The organism is Streptococcus mitis (assembly GCF_047462815.1).
GTDB classification, from domain to species: domain Bacteria; phylum Bacillota; class Bacilli; order Lactobacillales; family Streptococcaceae; genus Streptococcus; species Streptococcus mitis_DO.
Genome location: NZ_JASHFB010000003.1, coordinates 14,775 through 38,306, shown reverse-complemented (window position 1 = coordinate 38,306; position 23,532 = coordinate 14,775). Strand labels below are relative to the sequence as shown.

23 protein-coding genes are annotated in these 23,532 nt (G+C 41.3%); 8 read left to right on the top strand and 15 right to left on the bottom strand.

Annotated elements, in window-relative coordinates; genetic code table 11:
• Positions 1-3: 3 nt before the first annotated feature.
• Complete coding sequence (locus QM865_RS02120; protein WP_414305905.1) at positions 4-456, top strand: universal stress protein; 453 nt, start codon at positions 4-6, stop codon at positions 454-456.
• A gap of 138 nt (positions 457-594) precedes the next feature.
• On the opposite strand, the gene QM865_RS02115 is transcribed toward QM865_RS02120, so the two are convergent.
• Positions 595-1,986 (bottom strand): Cof-type HAD-IIB family hydrolase, encoded by a 1,392-nt coding sequence (locus QM865_RS02115; protein ID WP_414305904.1) that lies wholly within the window; start codon positions 1,984-1,986, stop codon positions 595-597.
• Between the two features lie 65 nt (positions 1,987-2,051).
• Here QM865_RS02115 and QM865_RS02110 point away from each other — a divergent pair, with 65 nt between their 5' ends.
• Entirely contained in the window at positions 2,052-3,014 is a 963-nt protein-coding gene (locus tag QM865_RS02110; RefSeq protein ID WP_414305903.1) for an asparaginase, read from the top strand.
• Positions 3,015-3,067: 53 nt separating this feature from the next.
• Here QM865_RS02110 and ccpA read toward each other — a convergent pair whose 3' ends face one another.
• Positions 3,068-4,078, bottom strand: a complete 1,011-nt coding sequence (gene ccpA, locus QM865_RS02105) for a catabolite control protein A (RefSeq protein ID WP_261019647.1) — start codon at positions 4,076-4,078, stop codon at positions 3,068-3,070.
• A 237-nt stretch (positions 4,079-4,315) separates the two neighbouring features.
• Here ccpA and QM865_RS02100 point away from each other — a divergent pair, with 237 nt between their 5' ends.
• Entirely contained in the window at positions 4,316-4,633 is a 318-nt protein-coding gene (locus tag QM865_RS02100; RefSeq protein WP_414305902.1) for a DUF960 domain-containing protein, read from the top strand.
• A gap of 160 nt (positions 4,634-4,793) precedes the next feature.
• Here the strand turns inward: QM865_RS02100 and folB are convergent, their stop codons facing one another.
• The 6 genes from folB to QM865_RS02070 form a co-directional block, all read right to left on the bottom strand.
• Positions 4,794-5,606: a dihydroneopterin aldolase gene (folB, locus tag QM865_RS02095; protein WP_101782469.1), complete on the bottom strand. Its 813-nt coding sequence runs from the start codon at positions 5,604-5,606 to the stop codon at positions 4,794-4,796.
• A 158-nt stretch (positions 5,607-5,764) separates the two neighbouring features.
• Positions 5,765-6,319 (bottom strand): GTP cyclohydrolase I FolE, encoded by a 555-nt coding sequence (gene folE / locus QM865_RS02090; protein WP_099180542.1) that lies wholly within the window; start codon positions 6,317-6,319, stop codon positions 5,765-5,767.
• Positions 6,300-7,622 carry a bifunctional folylpolyglutamate synthase/dihydrofolate synthase gene (locus QM865_RS02085; RefSeq protein ID WP_414305901.1) on the bottom strand — a complete coding sequence of 441 codons (1,323 nt, stop codon included), beginning with the start codon at positions 7,620-7,622 and terminating at the stop codon, positions 6,300-6,302. Before QM865_RS02085 ends, folE begins: the two co-directional genes overlap by 20 nt.
• 1 nt (position 7,623) lies before the next feature.
• Complete coding sequence (folP, locus tag QM865_RS02080) at positions 7,624-8,598, bottom strand: dihydropteroate synthase (protein WP_203175261.1); 975 nt, start codon at positions 8,596-8,598, stop codon at positions 7,624-7,626.
• Positions 8,599-8,691: 93 nt separating this feature from the next.
• Complete coding sequence (locus QM865_RS02075; protein ID WP_414305900.1) at positions 8,692-9,399, bottom strand: lysostaphin resistance A-like protein; 708 nt, start codon at positions 9,397-9,399, stop codon at positions 8,692-8,694.
• A 52-nt stretch (positions 9,400-9,451) separates the two neighbouring features.
• The gene (locus tag QM865_RS02070; protein WP_000359256.1) at positions 9,452-10,870 is read right to left on the bottom strand and encodes an NCS2 family permease; all 1,419 of its coding nucleotides are present in this window, start codon (positions 10,868-10,870) and stop codon (positions 9,452-9,454) included.
• Positions 10,871-11,059: 189 nt separating this feature from the next.
• Between QM865_RS02070 and QM865_RS02065 the strand changes: the two genes are divergently transcribed.
• The 5 genes from QM865_RS02065 (at position 11,060) to QM865_RS02045 (ending at position 16,106) form a co-directional block, all read left to right on the top strand.
• Positions 11,060-11,872 (top strand): Cof-type HAD-IIB family hydrolase, encoded by an 813-nt coding sequence (locus tag QM865_RS02065; RefSeq protein ID WP_414305899.1) that lies wholly within the window; start codon positions 11,060-11,062, stop codon positions 11,870-11,872.
• A 224-nt stretch (positions 11,873-12,096) separates the two neighbouring features.
• Positions 12,097-13,116, top strand: coding sequence for an alcohol dehydrogenase AdhP (gene adhP / locus QM865_RS02060; RefSeq protein WP_000649181.1), 1,020 nt, complete (start codon positions 12,097-12,099; stop codon positions 13,114-13,116).
• Between the two features lie 236 nt (positions 13,117-13,352).
• Complete coding sequence (locus QM865_RS02055) at positions 13,353-14,342, top strand: PTS sugar transporter subunit IIB (RefSeq protein ID WP_004258131.1); 990 nt, start codon at positions 13,353-13,355, stop codon at positions 14,340-14,342.
• 25 nt (positions 14,343-14,367) lie between these two features.
• The gene (locus tag QM865_RS02050) at positions 14,368-15,171 is read left to right on the top strand and encodes a PTS mannose/fructose/sorbose transporter subunit IIC (protein ID WP_261045312.1); all 804 of its coding nucleotides are present in this window, start codon (positions 14,368-14,370) and stop codon (positions 15,169-15,171) included.
• Between the two features lie 23 nt (positions 15,172-15,194).
• Positions 15,195-16,106, top strand: coding sequence for a PTS system mannose/fructose/sorbose family transporter subunit IID (locus tag QM865_RS02045; RefSeq protein ID WP_033676082.1), 912 nt, complete (start codon positions 15,195-15,197; stop codon positions 16,104-16,106).
• Between the two features lie 205 nt (positions 16,107-16,311).
• Here QM865_RS02045 and pepC read toward each other — a convergent pair whose 3' ends face one another.
• The 7 genes from pepC to QM865_RS02010 form a co-directional block, all read right to left on the bottom strand.
• The gene (pepC, locus tag QM865_RS02040; protein ID WP_000991670.1) at positions 16,312-17,646 is read right to left on the bottom strand and encodes an aminopeptidase C; all 1,335 of its coding nucleotides are present in this window, start codon (positions 17,644-17,646) and stop codon (positions 16,312-16,314) included.
• A gap of 111 nt (positions 17,647-17,757) precedes the next feature.
• The gene (locus QM865_RS02035) at positions 17,758-18,480 is read right to left on the bottom strand and encodes a pseudouridine synthase (RefSeq protein ID WP_414305898.1); all 723 of its coding nucleotides are present in this window, start codon (positions 18,478-18,480) and stop codon (positions 17,758-17,760) included.
• Positions 18,481-18,497: 17 nt separating this feature from the next.
• A complete protein-coding gene (locus QM865_RS02030) occupies positions 18,498-18,728 on the bottom strand; it encodes a hypothetical protein (RefSeq protein WP_265470850.1) in 231 nt (76 codons plus the stop codon).
• Between the two features lie 20 nt (positions 18,729-18,748).
• Complete coding sequence (locus tag QM865_RS02025; protein WP_265470848.1) at positions 18,749-18,979, bottom strand: GlsB/YeaQ/YmgE family stress response membrane protein; 231 nt, start codon at positions 18,977-18,979, stop codon at positions 18,749-18,751.
• A 9-nt stretch (positions 18,980-18,988) separates the two neighbouring features.
• The gene (locus QM865_RS02020) at positions 18,989-20,230 is read right to left on the bottom strand and encodes an aminopeptidase (RefSeq protein ID WP_414305897.1); all 1,242 of its coding nucleotides are present in this window, start codon (positions 20,228-20,230) and stop codon (positions 18,989-18,991) included.
• 127 nt (positions 20,231-20,357) lie between these two features.
• Positions 20,358-22,214, bottom strand: a complete 1,857-nt coding sequence (locus tag QM865_RS02015) for a DUF262 domain-containing protein (RefSeq protein WP_414305896.1) — start codon at positions 22,212-22,214, stop codon at positions 20,358-20,360.
• Positions 22,208-23,527: a DUF262 domain-containing protein gene (locus tag QM865_RS02010; RefSeq protein ID WP_414305895.1), complete on the bottom strand. Its 1,320-nt coding sequence runs from the start codon at positions 23,525-23,527 to the stop codon at positions 22,208-22,210. The genes QM865_RS02015 and QM865_RS02010 overlap by 7 nt, the downstream gene beginning before the upstream one ends.
• Positions 23,528-23,532: the final 5 nt, after the last annotated feature.

The window sequence follows — 23,532 nt, the reverse complement described above, 5'->3', positions numbered from 1 at the left end:
ATTATGGCACAACGTTACCAAAATATCATGGTCGCAATCGATGGTTCTAAGGAAGCGGACTTGGCTTTTGTCAAGGGAGTTCATTCTGCTCTACGAAACGACGCTAAACTCACCATCGCACATGTCATTGACACACGCGCACTCCAAAGCGTATCCACCTTTGATGCTGAAGTTTACGAAGAACTCCAAGTCGACGCTGAAAGTCTGATGAAAGAGTACGAAAAACGTGCTAAAGATGCTGGGGTGGCAGATGTTCATATCGTCATTGAAATGGGCAATCCAAAGACCCTACTGGCACGTACTATTCCAGATGCAGAAGAAATTGACCTCATCCTAGTTGGCGCAACTGGTCTCAACGCCTTTGAACGCCTCTTGGTCGGCTCTTCATCTGAATACATCCTCCGCCATGCTAAGGTCGATTTGCTGGTTGTGAGAGAACAAGAAAAAACCTTATAATCACGAAGAAAAGGAGCTCAACGCTCCTTTTTGTTTACTATTTATACTCTTCGAAAATCTCTTCAAACCACGTCAACGTCCATCTACAACCTCAAAACAGTGTTTTGAGCAGCCTGCGGCTAGTTTGCTCTTTGATTTTCATTGAGTATTATTTCTCTCTTTATGGCGTTCGTAAGCCTTGAGCTGGCGCTTCAGTTCCTTTTTAATAGCAGGTTCTGGAGCATATTTTTCTTCCCAATCATCTGGTTTTAAGATTTTATGGGTCACTGGATCAAAATGAGCCTTGCCATCTGGAAAAATTTTCCCCATATTGGCCTGATGAACAATATCAAAAATACGTTCTGGGTCCACCCCCATCAAGACAAAACTACCGTAGGTAAAGTAAAGTGTGTCAATCAAGGCATCCACCTGCCCTATCAAATTTTGCTGAGCAGGCGTCTTCTTAGCTACTTTATCTGCTGCCTTATCAAGAGCTTGATGAAGTTGCGATACAGCTTGATCAAAGTCCTCTTCAGAAGGACTGGCAGCTCGAACAAACTCCACCAATTCTTCTATTTTAAAGCCAGCCCTGTGGGTTGCACCTTCTAAATCCCAAGCTCGAGGTTCTTCTTGGGTTCGTTCATCCATCATGTGGTGGAAGGTCTTGACCTTATTGAAATGATAGTCGCGGCTGACAAAGACTTTTTCTGAAGCCAAAACACCAAAATGTTCCAAGGCCTTGTGGATTCCGTCTTGCTGATTGCTGGTGGTAATGTGCTTGGCAACTTCCTTGACACTGCTACTACCATTTCCCATAGCGACCGACATACCGACACCAGCCAGCATTTCAAGGTCATTATCTGAGTCACCAAAAGCCATGACTTGGTTGAGGTCAAAGCCATATTCTTTCCCGACTCGGCGTATGCCTTCCAATTTAGAGTTTCCTTGATTGATGACATCCGCTGCAAAAGGATTGCTACGTGTCAATTTCAAGTCTTCAAAATCAGCTGCCGCCTTCTCAGATTCTTCCGGTGTCATCAGCATCAAGACTTGATAGATAGGCTGATTCATCAGATGAAGCAGGTCTTCTTCCTTTTGGGGAACAACCTTGCTGACCATACGATTAAAGGAATGACTCACTGTCCGAGTTAAAACTGAGGGAACGAAGCGACTGATTCGTTGGGAAAAAGAACCCAAACCAAAGGACATGATTTTGGAACCCAACATGGCATCCCTGGTCCCTAGGGCAATTTCCTTGCCCTCTTTTTTAGCATACGTAATAAGCTGGCGCAAATGTAACTTGGAAATAGGACTCGTGAACAAGACTCTGTCTTTAGTAAAGATATACTGGCCATTATAGGTTACCGCAAAATCCAGGTCCAAATCGTCCATCAATTCCTTAACAAAAAAAGGTCCTCGTCCTGTCGCTACACCGACAAGCACCCCTTGTTCTTTGACAATCTTAATCGCGTCCTTAGTGGATTTCAAAACACTCTTACGATCGTTGACCAAGGTTCCATCGATATCAAAAAAAACAGCTTTGACTTCCATCCTATCCCAATCTCCCCTTTTGTGATACAATGATTATACCACATTTCAGAAAGAGTGAGTAAATCATGCCTAAGAAAATCCTTGTTTTACATACGGGTGGGACTATTTCCATGCAAGCCGATGCTTCTGGCGCTGTCGTGACAAGTTCAGATAATCCCATGAATCATGTGTCTAACCCACTTGAAGGAATCCAAGTCCACGCCTTGGACTTTTTTAACCTGCCAAGCCCCCATATCAAACCCAAGCATATGCTGGCCCTCTACCAAAAAATCAAAGAGGAAGCTGCTAACTACGATGGGGTGGTAATCACACACGGAACCGACACTTTAGAGGAAACAGCTTATTTCCTTGATACCATGGAAGTTCCCCATATGCCTATCGTTCTAACAGGGGCCATGCGCAGCTCCAACGAACTCGGCAGTGATGGTGTTTATAATTATCTGAGTGCTTTACGGGTGGCTAGCGATGACAGGGCTGCGGACAAAGGGGTTTTGGTTGTTATGAACGATGAAATCCATGCTGCCAAGTATGTTACCAAAACGCATACAACCAACGTCAGCACCTTCCAGACTCCAACACACGGGCCACTTGGTCTGATCATGAAACACGAAATCCTCTACTTTAAAACAGCTGAACCTCGTGTCCGCTTTGACCTTGATCACATACAAGGATTAGTCCCTATCATCTCTGCTTATGCTGGTATGACAGACGAACTGATTGATATGCTGGATTTGGAACAATTGGACGGTTTGATTATCCAAGCCTTCGGAGCTGGTAATATTCCCAAAGAAACAGCTCAAAAATTAGAAAGCCTTCTGCAAAAAGGAATCCCAGTCGCCCTGGTTTCACGATGCTTTAACGGTATCGCTGAGCCTGTTTATGCCTACCAAGGTGGGGGCGTGCAGTTGCAAAAATCTGGTGTCTTCTTTGTTAAAGAACTCAACGCCCAAAAAGCCCGCTTGAAACTCCTCATTGCCCTCAATGCCGGACTAACAGGACAAGCTTTGAAAGACTATATGGAAGGCTAAGTCTCTTCTCCAGAAAGCAAAATCAGGAAATCTGCACGATTCCCTGATTTTTTCTATTTCCGTTTTCGTGTTGAGCGACGTTCTGTCAAACCATGAGGTAAGAGAACTTCACGTTCTTCCAACTCTTCCTTGTGCATAATCTTAGTCAACATACGCATACTAATAGCACCAAGGTCATAAAGAGGTTGGGCAATCGTTGTCAAGTTTGGACGGGTAAAGCGTGAGATTTGTGAATCATCACTAGTAATGATTTCAAACTCTTCTGGCACTGACACACCGTGGTCAGCCAAACCATTCAAGACACCTGCTGCCAATTCATCACCTGTTACAACTGCTGCAGTTGCATTTGATGAAATCAAGCGTTCTGCCAAGGCATAGCCGTCTTCATAAGTGTATTTAGACTCAAATACCAATCCTTCGCTATAAGAAATCCCTGCTTTTTTCAAGGTTTCCTTGTAGCCAACCAAACGAACCTTACCATTGATATCATCCACTAATGGACCGCTAACAAAAGCAATGCGTTCGTTTTCTTTAGCAAGGTAGGTCACTGCGTCAATCGTAGCTTGTTTGTAGTCAATATTGACACTTGGGAGTTGATGTTCTACATCCACTGTCCCTGCAAGAACAACTGGTGTCCGAGAACGAGAAAACTCTGAACGAATTTTTTCAGTCAAGTGGTAACCCATAAAGATGATACCATCTACTTGCTTAGAAAACAGTGTATTGACAACTGAAACTTCCTTGTCATCATCCTCATCACTATTAGCAAGGACGATATTGTACTTGTACATTTCAGCGATATCATCAATCCCTTTAGCAAGCGTTGAGAAATAGCCATTGGTAATATTTGGGATCACCACACCGACAGTGGTTGTCTTTTTACTTGCAAGACCACGCGCCACAGCATTTGGACGGTAATCCAAACGATCAATCACCTCAAGCACTTTTTTACGGGTGTTCTCTTTTACATTCTTGTTGCCATTGACTACACGGCTAACTGTCGCCATTGAAACTCCTGCTTCACGGGCGACATCATAAATCGTTACTGTATCGTCTGTATTCATTCCATTTCCTTTCTATATCATACCTCACGAGACTCCAAAAAAAGAGACGGTATGAAAATTTCGTTTTCATGATTCTACTTATTCCATTCTATCACTATTTGTAAACACTTTCAAGTATTTTTTGAAGATTATTTGAAAAAATTTCATAGGAAGCTATGTTTATGAAGAAAAAATCACCTTTTCTTGATTTTTAATCCTATTTGCTGTATGATAAGGGAAAAGAAAGGGGGAAGAAATATGGCTTTTACCAATACCCAGATGCGGTCGGCTAGTTTTGGCATTGTTACCAGCTTGCCTGATGACGTCATTGACTCTTTTTGGTATATCATCGACCATTTCTTAAAAAATGTCTTTGAATTGGAGGAGGAACTCGAGTTTCAATTGCTCAATAACCAAGGAAAAATTACCTTCCACTTTTCAAGTCAACACCTCCCTACAGCCATTGATTTTGACTTTAACCACCCTTTCGACCCTCTTTATCCCCCCACAGTCTTGGTTTTAGACATGGATGGTAGAGAGACTATCCTCCTCCCAGAAGAAAATGACCTATTTTAATACTCAATGAAAATCAAAGAGCAAACTAGGAAGCTAGCCGCAGGCTGCTCAAAACACTGTTTTGAGGTTGCAGATGGAAGCTGACGTGGTTTGAAGAGATTTTCGAAGAGTATAAAAACTCTAGCCTTCAGTTGCAAGTGACTGAAAACTAGAGTTTTTTCTATTTTTTCAAAGCATCATACAAGTTGCGGATAGGTTGCTTTAATGTAGGATGGATAAAATGTGGTGCAATTTCCTGTAAGGACTCAAGGACAAAAAGTCGTTCTGCTATATAAGGATGTGGCAAGATGAGGTCGTCTGTATAAAGGACCTGGTCCTCCACAAAGAGCAAGTCCAAATCAATCAAACGAGGCCCCCAATGTACTTCTCTCACCCGTCCCATCTCTGACTCAATGGCTAACAAGATCTCTAATAGAACTGGGGCTGGCAACCAAGTTTCAACCTCAACCACTTGATTAGCAAAGCTATCTTGCTCCACGCCACCCCAAGGCTCCGTCGTCAAGACACTGGACTCTTTGAGAATATGGATGCCACGATTTCGCAGTTTGTCAATGGCTCGCTCCAAGTTTGCTTGCTTATCTCCCATGTTGCTTCCCAGAGCTATAAAGGCCCGTTGCTTGCGGCGATGAATGGTTACCGAGCAAGTATCTAGTGGCAAATGAACCGGCGCCCAAGGCTTTTTCAGTTCCAGCTTCATTTCTTGGACAAGAGGATAGGCCTCAAAGGTACGTTCTACCAGTTTGTAGGCTACCGTTTCAATCAAGTCCTCAGTTGTTTCCTGAAACCAAGTCGTCCACTGCTGACACAGTTCTCCGTAATGGACAGAGGCTGTTAAATCCAAGTCTGTAGCCGCCTTGGTCATATCATAGGATAGGATAGCTGAAATAACAAACTTCTGCCCCAATTCTTTCTCACTAGGAAAAAGACCATGATAAGCAAAAATTTCCAAATCCTTAATCTGCAGTTGATCCATAATGATTCCTTTCTAGAAAAATCCGCCCAAAGCGGATTCTTTTTATACTCAATGAAAATCAAAGTGCAAACTAGGAAGCTAGCCGCAGGCTGCTCAAAACACTGTTTTGAGGTTGCAGATGGAAGCTGACGTGGTTTGAATTTGATTTTCGAAGAGTATTATAGTCCCATTAAACGATAAGCCTGGTCACGGAGGTCCTTATCTGTTTCAAATAGACCACGAGCTACTGTCGTCAAGGTTGCAGTGCCTGGTTTTCTGACACCACGCATACTCATACACATATGTTCCGCCTCAATGACAACAAAGGCTCCCTTAGCCCCCAGATAGTCCATCAAGGCATCGGCCACTTCGATATTCAAACGTTCTTGAATTTGTGGTTTCTTAGAATAAACTTCAACCGTACGGGCTAGCTTAGACAAGCCAGCCACACGACCATCTGGAATGTAGGCAATATGCGCTCTACCATAAAATGGCAGAAAGTGGTGCTCACACATGGTATGGAAAAGGATATCCTTTTCTACTACCATGTTGTCATCAATAATCTCAAAGGATTTTGACAAATGTTCCTCCGCTGTTTGACCAAGACCTGAAAAAATCTCTTGGTACATACGGGCTACACGAGCAGGTGTTTCCTGCAAGCCCTCGCGGTTAGCGTCCTCTCCTACAGCCTCGATAATCATTTTTACAGCTGCTTCAATCTTTTGTGTATCCATTCTCTTTCTTCCTCTCCATCAGATAGGCTCTCACTTGGCTCAAGAAATACAAGGAACCCGTGACAATCCTAACTGTTTGTTTCTCTTCTTTTTTATTTGTCAATTTTTGCTCTAGAAAATCCTGCCAAGCTTGGTAGCTGAGATTTCTAGACTTAGCTGCCTCTTTCAGCACGCTTTCATCAGTCGCCCGACTATCGTCAAAATGTGTCAGGGTAAGCTCGGTATCTGGGATTTCCTCTAACAAATTCAACATATCTTCCAAGGCCTTGGTTTTGATGCAGGTAAAGAGGATTTCCTTATGATAATCCGCAAAGCGTTCTTGCAAGGTTGCCAATAAAGCCTTGATAGCATGAGGATTGTGGGCTCCATCCAAAATCATCAAGGGGTCTCTCGACACGATTTCCAGACGCCCTGGCCACCTTGTTTCTTCCAAGGCTTGAGCAATCAAAGTATTAGCTGGCAACTCTCGACCATCTTCTTGACAAAAAGTATCAAGTAAAGCTAGGGCCATCCCCGCATTCTCTATCTGGTGCAAACCAAGCAGGCCAGTTTGGAAGCGACCTTGTCTGATAGCACTTGTATAGTCAAAGACTTCACCCGTTACCACACTCTCTTGGTGACTGACATGATAATCTGCCCCGTAGGCAAGTCTCGGCGCATCTTTCCCTTCCGCAATGCAGTCAATCACAGCCAAAGCTTCTGGAGCAATACGACCTGTCACCAAGGGAATACCTTGTTTGATAATACCAGCTTTCTGCTCTGCTATGGCCTCCAAAGTGTCACCAAGTAGGGCTACATGATCCAATCCAATAGTCGTAATTCCTGTCAAAATGGGCTGACAGACATTGGTACTATCCAAAAGACCACCCATGCCCACTTCTATGATAGCCACATCTACTTGCTCTGAGGCAAAGTAATCATAGGCTATAGCTGTAATTATTTCAAACTCAGTTGTCCCCTGCAAATTGGTAGCCGATTCCCCTTCCAACAAAGACTGATAGTCTGCCATGAGGGCTTCTAGTCTAGCTTCTGGGATAGATTCCCCATTGATGCTAATCTGATCTGTGTAATGAATGAGATAGGGCGAGCTGAAAACACCAACTCTCAGCCCTAGCTTTTCTAGCATATTTTTCAAAAAAGCAATGGTCGAACCCTTGCCATTGGTTCCTCCAATATGGATGACCTTGAGTTTGAGATGGGGATTGCCACGCAAAGCTAACAGTTCCACCATTCGTTCCAAGCCAAAATGCGGTTGGTCCGTCCGGTAGTTAGCAATCCAGTGATTGTTTTCAATTTCTTTCATCTTATTTATATTGTTTTAAATCTAGATTTTCCGCTTCATCAGCTAGACGAATGGCGGAGGCAATTTCAACTGCCATCCTGTGACTAGCTACGTCATGCACGCGCACCACTTCTACACCCTGTCTTACAGCAATACTAGTTACATGAGCCGAAGCCGTATCTCGATTGCGGAAACCAAGTTCTGTCTCAGGATTGACTTCAAAACCATTTTCTTCAAGAATATTGATGACAAACCGCTTGCGCGACACTCCGAGAAAGACTGGATAACCCTTCTGATGTAGTTTATCCAGATCCCGTAAAAGAAGCAGATTTTCTTTCTTGGTCAGACCAAAGCCAATTCCTGGATCCAACATGATATTTTCTTTTGCGATTCCAGCTGGATTCGCTCTAGCTAAAGCTCTGTCAAAGAAAGCCTCCATCAAGTCTTCGATTGGCAATTTTTCGAAGTCAGCTAACTCTTCCTCTGTAAAAGCTTGATTAAATCCAAAATGAGGAAATATGAGCGAGCTAGGATGCTGAGGTCGCGCCATGACTGGATTAAACATAATGACTACTTTCGCACCAGCCTTAGCAACCACATCCGCCATTTTCTCATCACCCATAAGACCAGTGATATCATTGACTAGATTGGCACCAGCAGCCAAAGCAGCTTCTGCTACCTGACTCTTCCAAGTATCAATAGAGATAAGGACATCACTTTCCTTGCGAATCGCTTTGATCACTGGAACAACACGCTGGATTTCCTCTTCTATCTCAACATAGCTACTTCCCGGCCGAGTCGATTCTCCGCCGATATCTAGCATACTAGCACCTTCTGCTATCAATTTACGAGCCTGCTGGAGTGCTTGCTCAAGAGCAAAAAATTGACCACCGTCCGAAAAGGAGTCTGGGGTTACATTGATAATTCCGCAAATAGCTGTCTTTGCATGATTGGCTTTACTTGACATATCGGTCACTCCCTCAAGGCTTTTCATCATATTATTTCTCTATTTTACCATAAAAAGAAAAAGATGGACACGATTGCATTCATCTTTTTCCCAGTAGAAACAAGTAAGCAATTGTCAAAAATCTTAAACAGAAATCCCTAATGTCCGACTCCAAATCACCACGAGAGCCAACAAACAGAAAGCAACCCCATTCACAATCATGTGAAGTAAGATAGACATTTCCAAACGTTGGGTCTTGTAAGCCGTCCAAGATAGAACGATCGACATACCTCCATAGATCAATAAAGAAGGTAAATTACTTGGTTGATGCAATAAAGCAAATACAATCGTACCGACTACAAATCCCAAGTTCTCTTTTCCTCGGAAAATCTTTTTAGGAACAATTCCCCGACACAAGATTTCCTCACAAATTGGAGCAAGCAAGGCCAACAAGAAGAAACTGGAAATTAAAGAACTATTTTGAACCATATCATTAACCTGAGACTGATTCCCTGTTGTCGTCTCATTTGACAGTTGCAACAAGATAGAACCAAGTATATTTGAACAGATAATGACTAAATAACTTAATCCCAATCGTGCCAAATCCTTCGCTCTAAAAAAAGAAAAATTAAAACTTGCTAACTGCGTTTTACGAGCTCCAAAAATAAATAGTGCCAAAACTACAATCGAAATACCAGCAACTATCAGTCCTGACTGCAACAGTGGTACTTCATTTAAAGTTAAAATAGCAGTAACCCCTATAGGAATCTGATATAAGATTGTCACCATCAAAAAGATTAACAGCCAACCTGCACGATTCAATAATTCTTTCCATATATTTTTCTCTATCATCACCTATCTCCTTTGTATTCAAAAAGGGGGAAAATCCCCCTGGGTTATCCTATTATAGTGCCATGCTGATGTAGTTAAGGATAAACAAGGCATCCAAAATCCAAATCATGACATGAACATCTTTAGCTTGACCTTTGACAAGCTTAGTCAAAGTGTAAGTCAAGAAACCAACTGCAATCCCTTGAGTGATAGAGTAGCTGAATCCCATAAAGATAGATGTGAAGAAAGCAGGAACTGCTTCAGACATATCGTCCCAATGGATATTTTTCAAGCTAGCCAACATCATAATCCCAACGATAATCAAGATTGGAGCTGTAGCGGCTGTTGGTACAATCGCTAGAAGTGGACTAAAGAAGCTTGAAATTGCAAAACAGATTGCTACAACTAAGGCTGTCAAACCAGTACGTCCACCTGCACCGATACCAGCAGCAGACTCAACATAAGTCGTTACGTTCGAAGTACCAGCGATGGCACCAATTGAAGTACCAATCAAGTCAGAGTAAAGAGCCTTGTCCAACTTAGCTGATTGGTGATTTTCACCATTTGTTGCTACAATACCAACTTTTTCACCTGTACCGATCAAGGTACCAATCGTGTCAAAAATATCTGTCAATGAGAAGGCAAGAATGGCCATCAAAGTTTCAGGCAAGCGAGCTGTATCTGAAATCAAAGCTCCCAAACCTTCTGAACCAAGAGCTGCACCAAAGACTGTCTTCAAGTCTTCAAAAGCTGCACCAACATGGTTATTAGCAAAATCGATGCTTGACAAATCTACCAAACCAACTGCGATAGCAAGAACAGTTGTTGTCAAGATAGAGAGGATAATTCCTCCTTTAATCCCTTTGATAACAAAGAAGATTGTGATAGCAAGTCCTGCAAGAGCCACCAAAACAGCTGGATTATTAAAGCTGACCAAGCCTGGAACTGCTGAAGCATTTGCTGTAATCGCTGCTTGAGCTTTATCAGCCCCTTCTCCTGCAACCGTATAATTGCCTGGATCGATAGAGAATTTCAAAAGCCCAGCATTCTTAATTCCCACGTAGGCAAGGAAGACACCGATACCAGCTGAAATAGCTGAACGAAGGGCGTTTGGAATCGATTCAATGATCATTTTACGAACATTTGTCAAGGTAATAATCAATGAGATAATTCCACAGATGAAGACCATAGCTAGGGCTTCTTGCCAAGAATAACCGAGTCCAAATACAACTGTAAAGGTAAAGAAGGCATTGAGTCCCATACCTGGCGCTTGAGCATATGGCAAGTTGGCGTAGAAGGCCATCATCAGAGTACCAGCAACTGCACCGATAATCGTTGCGAGGAATACACCCTGAGCAGGCATTCCTGTTTGCGAAAGAATTTGTGGGTTTACAAAGAGAATATAGCTCATTGCAAAGAAAGTTGTTAAACCAGCGAGAACCTCTGTACGAACGTCTGTACCGTTCTCTTTTAGTTTAAATAATTTGTCCATTATCAATCTCCTTTTAATTTTTACGAACAATAATAGAATTATATCATTTATCATTCACTTTTTCAATATCTTTGTTTGATTTATTTAAGAATTTGATGAAATTTCTTTTTTTGTTTCGAATCTGCTTTTCTGCCTGCTTTTTGTTATAATAGTAGACATCTTATCTGAAAAGACACTAGAAAGGTCCCTATGACGAAAAAAATTATTGCAGTTGACCTGGATGGCACCCTGCTCAACTCAGACAGTCAGATTTCTGACTTTACCAAAGAAATTATTAAAAAAGTTGCTGAAAAAGGACATCAGATTATTATCACGACAGGTCGCCCTTACCGCATGTCAAAAGATTTTTACCATGAACTAGGCTTAGACACTCCTATGATTAATTTCAACGGCTCCCTTACTCATTTACCAGACCAAGTTTGGGATTTTGAAAAGTGTTTGACTGTAGACAAAAAATATCTTTTAGATATGGTTCGACGTTCAGAGGACATTCAAGCCGATTTTATAGCTGGAGAATATCGTAAAAAATTCTACATTACAAATCCTAATGAAGAAATTGCCAATCCCAAACTATTTGGTGTGGAAGCTTTCCAGCCTGAAGATCAATTCCAGCCTGAATTGGTGACCAAGGATCCTAACTGTATCCTATTACAGACCAGAGCCAGTGACAAGTATGCCTTGGCAAAAGAAATGAACGCCTTCTACCAGCATCAACTTTCTATTAATACCTGGGGAGGTCCGCTCAATATCCTTGAGTGTACACCCAAAGGAGTTAATAAGGCCTTTGCTTTGGACTACTTGCTCAAGGTAATGAACCGCGACAAAAAAGATTTGATTGCTTTTGGAGATGAGCACAATGATACCGAAATGCTCGCTTTTGCTGGGAAAGGTTATGCCATGAAAAATGCCAACCCAGAGCTACTCCCCTATGCAGATGAGCAAATTTCCTTGACAAATGACCAAGACGGGGTTGCCAAAACTCTGCAAGATTTATTCTTATAGTTCATTCTGACCAGCTTGCAAGCTGGTCTTTGTGCTCTTTTCACAGTCTCATCAACCAGTTAATCGATTGTTCTACTTTTTGCCTCCAAAACCTTGGAAAAGGCTTTCTTTTGTGATATACTTCACATATAAATACAAGAGAGCTCGTCACACTCGACTCTGTTGACATAAAATCAATCCAGTCCTGTTTCTCCTGCTCTCAGTTAATATCAAGGAGGATAGCTATGAAAGCTGTTGTTGTAAATCCAGAAAGCACTGGTGTTGCTGTTGAAGAAAAAGTACTCCGTCCACTTGAAACTGGGGAAGCACTTGTAGAAATTGAATACTGTGGTGTTTGCCACACTGACCTCCACGTTGCCCATGGCGACTTCGGTCAGGTACCAGGACGTGTCCTAGGTCACGAAGGTGTTGGTATCGTTAAAGAAATTGCCCCAGATGTAAAAAGCCTTAAAGTCGGCGACCGCGTCAGCGTTGCTTGGTTCTTCGAAGGATGTGGCACTTGCGAATACTGTACAACTGGTCGCGAAACCCTTTGCCGTACAGTGAAAAATGCCGGCTACTCAGTAGATGGTGGTATGGCTGAACAATGTATCGTAACTGCAGACTATGCTGTTAAAGTTCCTGACGGACTTGATCCAGCCCAAGCCTCTTCTATCACATGTGCTGGTGTAACAACCTATAAAGCTATAAAAGAAGCAAAAGTTGAACCAGGTCAATGGGTTGTTCTTTACGGTGCTGGTGGACTTGGTAATCTAGCTGTTCAATACGCTAAAAAAGTATTCAATGCTCATGTTATCGCAGTTGATATCAACAATGACAAACTTGCCCTTGCAAAAGAAGTAGGTGCTGACATTGTTATTAACGGCCTAGAAGTTGATGATGTACCAGGACTCATCAAGGAAAAAACTGATGGAGGAGCTCATTCAGCTGTCGTAACTGCTGTATCTAAAGTTGCCTTCAATCAGGCTGTTGACTCAGTTCGTGCTGGTGGTCGCGTTGTCGCTGTCGGCCTTCCTTCTGAAATGATGGAACTCAGCATCGTGAAAACAGTTTTAGATGGAATCCAAGTCATCGGTTCTCTTGTAGGAACTCGTAAAGACTTAGAAGAAGCCTTCCAATTCGGTGCAGAAGGTTTAGTAGTTCCAGTTGTTCAAAAACGTCCAATAGAAGATGCCGTAGCCATTTTCGACGAAATGGAAAAAGGTCAAATCCAAGGACGTATGGTACTCGACTTCACCCACTAATCTAATAAAAACCTATTTTAAAAGTTGGAATGCGCTTCCAACTTTTTTATATTAAATTTTTAAATATGGGTTCAAAAAAACTTCTCTAAAACTCAATATATCAATATTTTCAGATGTAATCTTTTTAATTATTTTATGATAAATAGTTGATTTTTAGATGAAAACGGTTTATACTTAAAAAGTCTTAAAGTTTTCTTAAAAGAAAACTGAAACAACAAAAAGGAGGAATGACAATAATGAGTATCGGAATCATTATTGCGAGCCACGGCGAATTTGCTGCGGGTATTCATCAGTCAGGATCTATGATCTTTGGTGAACAAGAAAAGGTTCAAGTTGTAACCTTTATGCCAAATGAAGGTCCTGATGATCTATACGCTAAGTTTAATAACGCTGTTGCTGCATTTGACGCAGAAGATGAGGTTCTAGTTTTGGCTGACCTTTGGAGTGGATCTCCATTCAACCAAGCTAGCCGCGTGATGGGAGAAAATCCTGAGCGTAAGTTTGCCATCATCACAGGACTTAACTTACCGATGTTAATTCAAGCCTATACAGAGCGCCTCATGGACGCTGCTGCAGGTGTAGAAAAAGTCGCTGCGAATATCATTAAAGAAGCCAAAGATGGCATCAAAGCTCTTCCAGAAGAGCTAAACCCAGTTGAGGAAGTGGCAAGCGCTGCAGCTGCTCCAGTTGCCCAAGCTGCTATTCCAGAAGGAACTGTTATCGGAGACGGTAAACTCAAAATCAACCTTGCCCGTCTAGACACTCGTCTACTTCACGGTCAGGTTGCAACTGCTTGGACTCCAGATTCAAAAGCAGACCGTATCATCGTTGCTTCAGATAACGTAGCTAAAGACGAATTGCGTAAAGAATTGATTAAACAAGCAGCTCCAGGTAAAGTGAAAGCAAACGTTGTTCCTATCCAAAAACTAATCGACGTTGCAAAAGATCCTCGCTTCGGAGGAACACACGCCCTTATCTTGTTTGAAACACCTCAAGATGCCCTTCGTGCTATCGAAGGTGGCGTGCCAATCAAAACTCTTAATGTTGGATCAATGGCTCACTCAACTGGTAAAACAATGGTTAACAACGTTTTGTCTATGGATAAAGAAGACGTTGCTACATTTGAAAAAATGCGTGATCTTGGTGTTGAATTTGACGTACGTAAAGTACCAAACGACACGAAAAAAGATTTGTTTGACTTGATCAACAAAGCAAACGTGCAATAATCGATTTTATGAAAGGATTTTAAAGATGTCTATTATTTCTATGGTTTTAGTAGTCGTTGTAGCCTTCCTAGCAGGTCTTGAAGGTATCCTCGACCAGTTCCAATTCCATCAACCAATCGTAGCTTGTACCCTTATCGGTCTTGTTACTGGTAACCTTGAAGCAGGGATTATCCTTGGTGGTTCTCTTCAAATGATCGCCCTTGGTTGGGCTAACATCGGAGCTGCCGTAGCTCCTGACGCTGCTCTTGCTTCTGTTGCTGCTGCCATTATCATGGTTCTTGGTGGCGACTTTACTAAGACAGGTATCGGTGTTGCCCAAGCGGTTGCTATCCCTCTTGCAGTTGCTGGTCTATTCTTAACTATGATTGTCCGTACACTCTCTGTCGGATTGGTTCACACTGCTGATGCTTCTGCTAAAAAAGGTGACTTTAAAGCAGTTGAACGCGCTCACTTTGTCGCACTTCTTCTTCAAGGTCTTCGTATTGCAATCCCTGCAGCACTCCTTCTAATGGTACCAACTGAAACCGTACAAAGCATTCTAAATACTATGCCTGATTGGCTTAAAGATGGTATGGCTATCGGTGGTGGTATGGTCGTTGCCGTTGGTTACGCTATGGTTATCAACATGATGGCAACTCGTGAAGTATGGCCATTCTTCGCTATCGGTTTCGTGCTTGCTGCCGTGTCAGATATCACTCTAATCGGATTTGGTGCTATCGGTGTTGCTATCGCTCTTATCTACCTTCACCTTTCTAAAACTGGTGGAAATGGTGGCGGAGGAGCCGCAACTTCCAACGACCCAATCGGCGATATCCTAGAAGACTACTAAGATAAGAAAGGACTGAAAACATCATGACTGAAAAACTTCAATTAACTAAATCAGATCGTAAAAAAGTTTGGTGGCGTTCAACTTTCTTACAAGGTTCTTGGAACTATGAACGTATGCAAAACTTGGGTTGGGCTTACTCATTAATTCCAGCTCTTAAAAAACTCTATACTAAAAAAGAAGATCAAATCGCTGCTCTTGAACGCCATCTTGAATTCTTCAACACTCACCCATACGTAGCCGCTCCAATCATGGGGGTTACTCTTGCACTTGAAGAAGAACGTGCTAACGGTGTTGAAATCGACGACGCTGCTATCCAAGGGGTTAAAATCGGTATGATGGGACCTCTTGCTGGTATCGGTGACCCAGTATTCTGGTTTACAGTACGCCCAATCCTTGGATCACTCGGTGCTTCACTTGCCCTTACTGGTAATATCTTAGGTCCAATACTCTTCTTCGTTCTTTGGAACTTGATTCGTATGTCATTCTTGTGGTATACACAAGAGATTGGATACAAGGCTGGATCAGAAATCACTAAAGATATGTCTGGCGGTATCCTTCAAGACATCACTAAAGGAGCTTCTATCCTTGGTATGTTCATTCTTGCTGTCCTTGTTCAACGTTGGGTAAATATTAAATTTGCTTTCGATGTTGCCAAAGTTCAACTAGATGAAAAAGCTTATATCCATTGGGATAAATTGCCAGAAGGATCTAAAGGTATCCAAGAAGCATTCGCACAAGTAGGACAAGGATTGTCTCAAACACCTGAAAAAGTTACTACTTTCCAACAAAACTTGGATATGTTGATTCCTGGACTATCAGGACTACTCCTTACTTTCCTTTGCATGTACTTGCTTAAGAAAAAAGTATCTCCAATCACTATTATCCTTGCACTCTTCGCAGTGGGTATTGTGGCACATGTTCTTCACATCATGTAATCAAACAACTTAAAAGGAACCAGGTTCTAAGCCTGATTCCTTTTTTCTATGCTTTTATACTCAATGAAAATCAAAGAGCAAACTAGGAAACTAGCCACAGGTTGCTCAAAGCACTGCTTTGCGGTTGTAGATAGAACTGACGAAGTCAGTAACATACATACGGCAAGGCGAAGCTGACGTGGTTTGAAGAGATTTTCGAAGAGTATTATTCTGCCAAGGCTCCCATTGGATCCCAAGGTGCAAGGACGATTGGTTCTGCTTCATAGGCAGCTTGTTCTTCTGCTGTCAGCAATTCTTTGCGAACAACAATCTGGTAAGTGTATTCGTCCATCCAAGCGTCTGAGGCAACAAAGTAACCATCTGTACCGACCTTGTCTCCCCATGAGTTTTCAACCTTCCACTTAGTTGATTTCCCATTTTCATCCAAGTCCACACCTGTCAAGACCATAGCATGAGTCATCAAGCTTTCGCTGTAGTCCAAACGTCCAGCCTTGTCTTGAGTGAGTTTAATGTCCATGCTTGATTCAAAGTCATAAACATCTGTCGCAAGAATTCCAGCTTTACGGTTGCTAAGCTGACCGACATCTGAACCAAACCAAACAGTCTCACCTGCTTGCATTTGAGCGATTGCCAATTCTTTCAAGCGCTCCATCGGTACGTTAATGTAACGAACCTCACGGCTACCAACCACATTCCCCAACATCTCAACTGTATAAGATTGGCCATAAGGTTTATCAGAAGTTGGAGCATTGATAACAGAAACGTAGTCTTCTAGAGGAAGATTGACATATTTCTTGTAAAATTCTTGTGGTGTGATACCCTTTTCACTTTGGTAGTTGTTATCTTTATCGCGATAAGCAAAGTCAAATTTACGTGGTGGAAGTCCTAAAGACATTGCAAGGAAATTAAAGATTTCTTGCAAGAGGTCTTCTTTCTTAGCTTGAACAGTCGCTTGGTCCGCACCAAAAGTAAGCAAGTCACGCAAGATTTGGGCATCTTGACGAAGCAATTTGTTAAGAATTGCATTTAGCTCACGACTACTACTAGATGAAACAGACTCAGGGTAAACTGACTTAGGCACAACACCGTATTTCTCAAAGAGAGAAACGACCATATCCCATTGACCGCCATCTTGTTGTGGAGTTTGGAGTAGGAAGCTAACCTTGCGGCTTGTCAATTCTTGGTCTGCAGTCGCAATGACTTGCTCCAAGAACCAGTTTGATTTCTCATACTTGTCCCAGAAGAAGGTGTGGGCTTGTGACAGTTCAAAGTTTTCCAATTTGTATTGCGAGATGAGCTTGTGACGGAAGGTGTTAAGAGCTGCAAACATCCAGCAACGACCAGAAGCCTTCTGGTTGGTTACCTTGTCCTTGGTCAAATCCAATGAGAAAACAGGGGTATTGTCTACATGGCTCTGACGACGTTCTAGAGCTGCAAAAATTCCGTTGTGGCTGGCAGCATTTTCAATCGCTTGGTATTTGACATTTGCTTCATAATTGGCAAATAGTTTATCAGTAAATGATTCTTGAATCGCGTTCATAGATTCCTCCTTTTATTCTACAGTCTATTATAACTCTTTTCACAAAGGAAGCAACTGAAAAACATAAAAGGCAAGGACATTGTCTCTCACCTTTTTCGAATATAAATCAAATTAAGCAATACTCGCAAGGAGAACTTCTAACTCTTCCTTGGTCAAGCGACGCCATTCCCCCCTTTGTAAATTCTCATCCAATACTAGAGTTCCCATAGTTAAACGTTGTAAGTCCACCACTTCCTTGCCACAGTATGCCACCATACGCTTGACCTGATGAAACTTCCCTTCTGCAATGGTCACACGAATTTGGCTCTGATTCTTTGCTGTATCTATGGAAACAAGTTCCAGTCTAGCAGGCTGACAGGTAAAGTCTTTGAGAGGAATTCCCTTAGCAAATGTCTCTACGTCTTCTTGAGTCATAATTCCCTTAACCTGAGCCATATAAGTCTTGTCCACATGACGCTTAGGTGAAAGAAGAGCATGAGCCAGCTGACCATCATTGGTCAAGAGTAGAAGACCATGTGTATCGATATCCAGTCGTCCTACTGGGAAAACTTCCTTGGTCCGAGCCAAGTTATCCAACAAGTCCAGAACGGTTCTGTGCTTGGGATCCTCAGTCGCAGAAATAACTCCTTGGGGCTTGTTCATCATGTAGTAGACAAACTCCTCGTACTCCAGCACTTGACCGTCAAAGCGAATCTCATCTATTTTTTCATCAATCTGCAATTTAGCTGATTTCTCTTTTTTACCATTTACCGTCACGTGCCCAGCCTTGAGCAAGTTTTTGACCTCAGTCCGGCTCCCCACAGCGCAGGCAACTAAAAATTTATCTAATCTCATAGAATCATTATACCATATCAAAAGGAGGCCGTCTCAATAACCAACCTCCTTTTCGTTTCATACTCTTCAAAAATCGCTTCAAACCGCGTCAATGTCGCCTTGCCGTATGTATGGTTACTGACTTCGTCAGTTCTATCTGCAACCTCAAAACAGTGTTTTGAGCTGGCTTCGTCAGTTTCATCTACAACCGCAAAGCAGTGCTTTGAGCAGCCTGCGGCTAGTTTCCTAGTTTGCTCTTTGATTTTCATTGAGTATCAGATTTAAGAAATTAACTTCCTCGTCTCCAAAAAATTGCTAAGACAATCATGGCACCTAAAATCGCTGGGATAATGGCTGTTCCTGATAAAACTGGTCCCCAAGTTCCAAAGAGCAAGTGCCCCAGAAAGGCACCAATCCATCCGAGAAACATTTTCCCAAAGCATCCCATGCGTTCTCCACGATCGGTCAAAGCACCTGCCAAGAATCCCACTAGGAGACCAACAAACATACTTCCTATCATCTCAGCTCCTTAATTTGCCCAATCTCCGTTACGGAAGAGAGGTACACGTGTTCCATCCTCACGGATACCATCGATATCCATCTGATTAGAACCAATCATAAAGTCCACGTGAACATCTGAACGGTTAAGTCCCGCAGCTTCAAGCTCTTCTTCGCTCATCTCTGCGCCACCAACGACGCTAGTCGCATAGGCTGCACCGATAGCCAAGTGGTTTGAAGCATTCTCATCAAAAAGGGTGTTGAAGAAGGTAATGCCTGACTGAGAAATTGGACTTGGATCTGGTACCAAGGCACATTCACCCAAGGCACGCGCACCCGCATTTTCAAAGACAAGGTCTTTCATGACCTGATCCCCCTTCTCAGCAGTGATATCTACGATTTGTCCATCCTTAAAGGTCACCTTAATGCCTTCGATTATATTGCCATTATAGCTAAGCGGTTTTGTAGAGGTTACATAACCATCTGCACGACGGAAGTCAGGCGCTGTGAAAACTTCCTCTGTCGGCATATTTGGCAAGAATCCTTCGCCCTGTGCATTGATAGCCCCAGCTGATTCCCAAACGTGGTTCTTTGGCAAACCAAGTGTCAAATCTGTTCCTGGCGCTGTGTAGTGAAGAGCTGAAAATTGTTCTTTATTGAGCATATCAGCTTTACTCTTAAGGATAGCTGCATGCTCTTCCCAAGCCTTAACAGGATCTTCTTCGTAGACACGGCAAGTTTTGAAGATTTGGTCCCAAAGGAGATCAACTGCTTCTTCATCGCTCGCAGCATTTGGGAAGACTTTCTTAGCCCACTCAAGTCCAGCAGCAGCGGCTACAGTCCAGCTAACCTTGTTGGCTTGAGTTGCGATACGCATTGGCTTCATGGCAAGTCCCATGGCTTTAGCAGAAGCCGAAAGCTTGTCAGCATCCACTCCATTCAAAGCACCCGGATCAGATGAACGAACTCCAAGACGGCTAGCCTTGTTCTCCAAAAGATAGTTCATCTCAGCAATCTTGTATTCAGGCACATTATCCAGACGCTCCATCGGCGCATGGAGGAATTTCTCGCGGTTAATGACATCATCTGTCCACTGAACGATGACCTCATGCGCACCCAAGGCATAAGCTTCTTTGACGATTAGATGCGCCAACTCACGTTGCTCCACATCGATAGAGAGAGCCAAAGTGTGCCCAGGTTGCACGTTAATTCCGTTCGCAACCAACAATTTCGCATATTTTTCTAGATTTTCTTTAAAATTTGGTAAAACCATTCTGTTTTCTCTTTTCTATTTTTATTTCAAATCTTTGAGCATATTTGTCTTACTCAAAATTCTTCCCTTACTAGTATATCACATATATTGGTATTTTAAAAAACAAGCTTACTGAAGCTTGTTTTAATTAGCTATTACAAAAATTTTGTACATATCTTGCCACTTCTTTTTCCATAGATTGAATCTCACCAATATCCCATCTATTTTTTTTAGAAGTTATCTTTGCCATCATCTGTAATTTTAAACTCTGACGATGGAATATTCCTTCTCTTTCCCATTGTTCTAATTTAGCCTCTGGATAGGAGTTGCCAAACCTAGAGTTCTGCCTATCGGTAATAATACAAAGGTTGCCAAAGGAATGTAAAAACTCAGCAGGTAATTGGCTTTCTCCATCATGTCCATTTGGATTCTGAGGATACCAATGTTCTACGGAGCGACGATATGCAAATTTGAAATCTTCAAACTTAATATCGTAATCTTTCTTCAATTCTTCACGATTTTTCCATAAAACATAATCTACAAAGTTAAAAGCATAAACAGGAATTGCAACATATTTTTTGATACTTTTATCTTCAGTAAACAATCTTTCCTCAGCATATCTCACTGCCATTTTTTCAAGAAAATCCTTAAAGAGACTAGCAAATTCTGTTTGATTTAACTCTTCAATATGGTTAAACAGGAATTGCAAGATTTCATATAACCAACGACTATCACGATTAGCAGTAAAGGTCACAGCAAACATAGATTGAAGGAGGATAATATTTTTGTTTAAATTGTCAAAAGTATTTTTTTGAAAATTAATTCGAACATATTTCCATCCTCCATTTTCATTTCGTTGATATGTCTCATACTGACCTCGTTTGATTTGCCATTCAGTTTCATTTTCTAATTGGACATTTTTTACGATAAGCGTATCAAATATATGCTTCATAGTCAGAAGTAGTTGCCCAAATTGTTGGACCCATTCTCTATCTCGTCGTTCAATTTCAAAAATTTTCAATAATTTTTTATCATCAAATGTAGTTTCGGCATTTCCTTCCATGATGAAAAAAACTTGAAGTAAAAATGTTGGAAAATCAATTACAGTCGTATAATTTGAAATATCTGCTCCATTATTTACTAATCTACTACTTTCATATTTTGTCTGAGTAATTGCATCTAGTAAACTTCGTTGCTCAATTTTTTTTACTCTTATTTTCTCAAATACACTTTCCAATTTGAAGTTAGTAGATTCTTTACCAAAAATTTTCTCCCCCTCTTCATCAGTATTGTCTGGTCTACTTCGGATTTGAAAAGTTTTTATTACCGGCTTATCAAATTCTGCACAGGCATCCCAAATTCTCGCAAATCTTTGTGCCATTTCTTGATCTTCACCGAACTTAGCCATCATTTGTGCCTTGAGAATCTCATGAGCCTCTAGTTGTTCTCCTCGAGAGTTGAAACGTTCGAAATAAAGATTCAAATCTAAATCTTCAGGAAGTATACTCCGAAAAATGATAACCTTCTCAAAAAGATAATCAACGAAAGACTGAGGATCAAGACGGCGCTCCTCTAGCACTTTTTTCAATGCGTCTCTAGCATGTCCGTAACCTCTAGTCAGCTCATTTTCATCGCCCTCTAAAATTTTTTTCTTGGCAAATAGATCTTGAATATTCTTATTTGATTTCTTCCGAGCTGGGAAGGTAAGATTGACAGCTTTCAATCTATCAAAACCAAACTCATGCTTCAAAGCTAAGGCAATCAAATTAAGGGCTGTTGTCCGTTGTTGCCCATCTATGATTTTGACAATGTCATTCTCTTTATTAACGACTAATGTTCCAATATAGTAATTGTCTCTATTTTCTTGAAAAGCATCTGCTACGTCGTTCAATAGCTGCTCAATTTCATCATAAGTCCAAGCAAAATTTCTCTGATAAAGAGGAATGGCATAGGTATCTTCATTTAACAAACGATTAACTGATAAGCTTATATGTGTTTCTACCATTTATCTTTTTCCTCTTCTATAATCTTATCCACAGTATAATTTTCAAATAATTCTCTATCTATCTTGACCATGAAATCATTCGGAGTGACAGCATGAGATAAAAGTTGAAATAGCTTTTGAACCTCTTTTTGTCTAAACCTTCCACCAGCGGCATAGTTCCCAACAGTTGCATCATATATGGCTTTAGACTTAACTCGAGGGTAGTAAGACCAAATAAACAAGGTCTCTACTATCTCCTTTGATAGCTCCTCTTTTCCAAATCTATCTGCGAAAAGCGAGCAAATATTTAGGAATATATTGTGACATTTAAGATAGCGTCCTTTTGAGCTACTGTAAATGTTTAACATACCTTCTGGGTAAGCTAAATTTTGTCCTTCCTCCTCTGACTCATTAGATATTCCTAACTGTTCATTTAAAAAATCTTTATGATTTTTAACAGTTTCATGAGCAGATTCAATATACTCAAAAAATTTACTTCCATCAATGATTGGCATAGTAATGGACATGGGGAGATTTTCAATATGACGATACAATTCTAAGTATGGAAAGTTCTGATTCAAATCAACGCCTTTAAAATCGTCAATAAAATCCTCTGTAAAACGGAGATAAGATCCATAACGCTTGTTTGTCAATCCTGTATCTCCTCGAGACCAACGTCTCATACGGAAAAGATGTTTATCAAACAACTCTTTGAGACTTAAATCTTTATCTTCTACAAATTGCTCCCACTTTTCAACAATCTTTTCATCTTCTGAATCTTCCTTGCGGAGATGATAGGCTTTGAGCAAATCATGAGGTTCTAAAGGTTTTCCACGATTATTCTGAGAATCAAATAGCTGAAAAGCCTCTGATAATCGTTTTTTGGGCATAATAATCACAGAGACAGCACAATTCTCTAATAAAAAGTTACAAATATCTTTTGCCTGATTTTCGCCAACCAATTGAGTCAAATTTTCCCACTCATTATAATTTTCACTCGCATGATAGCAAGATAGCTCTCCAAATTCAGCACTCAGTAGTTGATTAGCACCCTTATAATTCTCTAAATCATCTAATAAATGAAGAAACAAGGAAATAGAAATTAGCCGTTGCTGTCCATCGACAATATCTAAGTACCTATCATTTTCATCATTTTCATGCAAGATAACGGAACCAATCTGATATTCCTTTTTCCCCATAGCATCTCGTAAATCATAAAAAAGATTACGGATATGTTTTCTGTTCCATTTATATGGTCTTTGATAAGAAGGAATCCGCAAATTCCCTTTTTTCAATAGTTCTCCAACCTTTTTAGAAGTAAATTGAATAGTCATTTTAT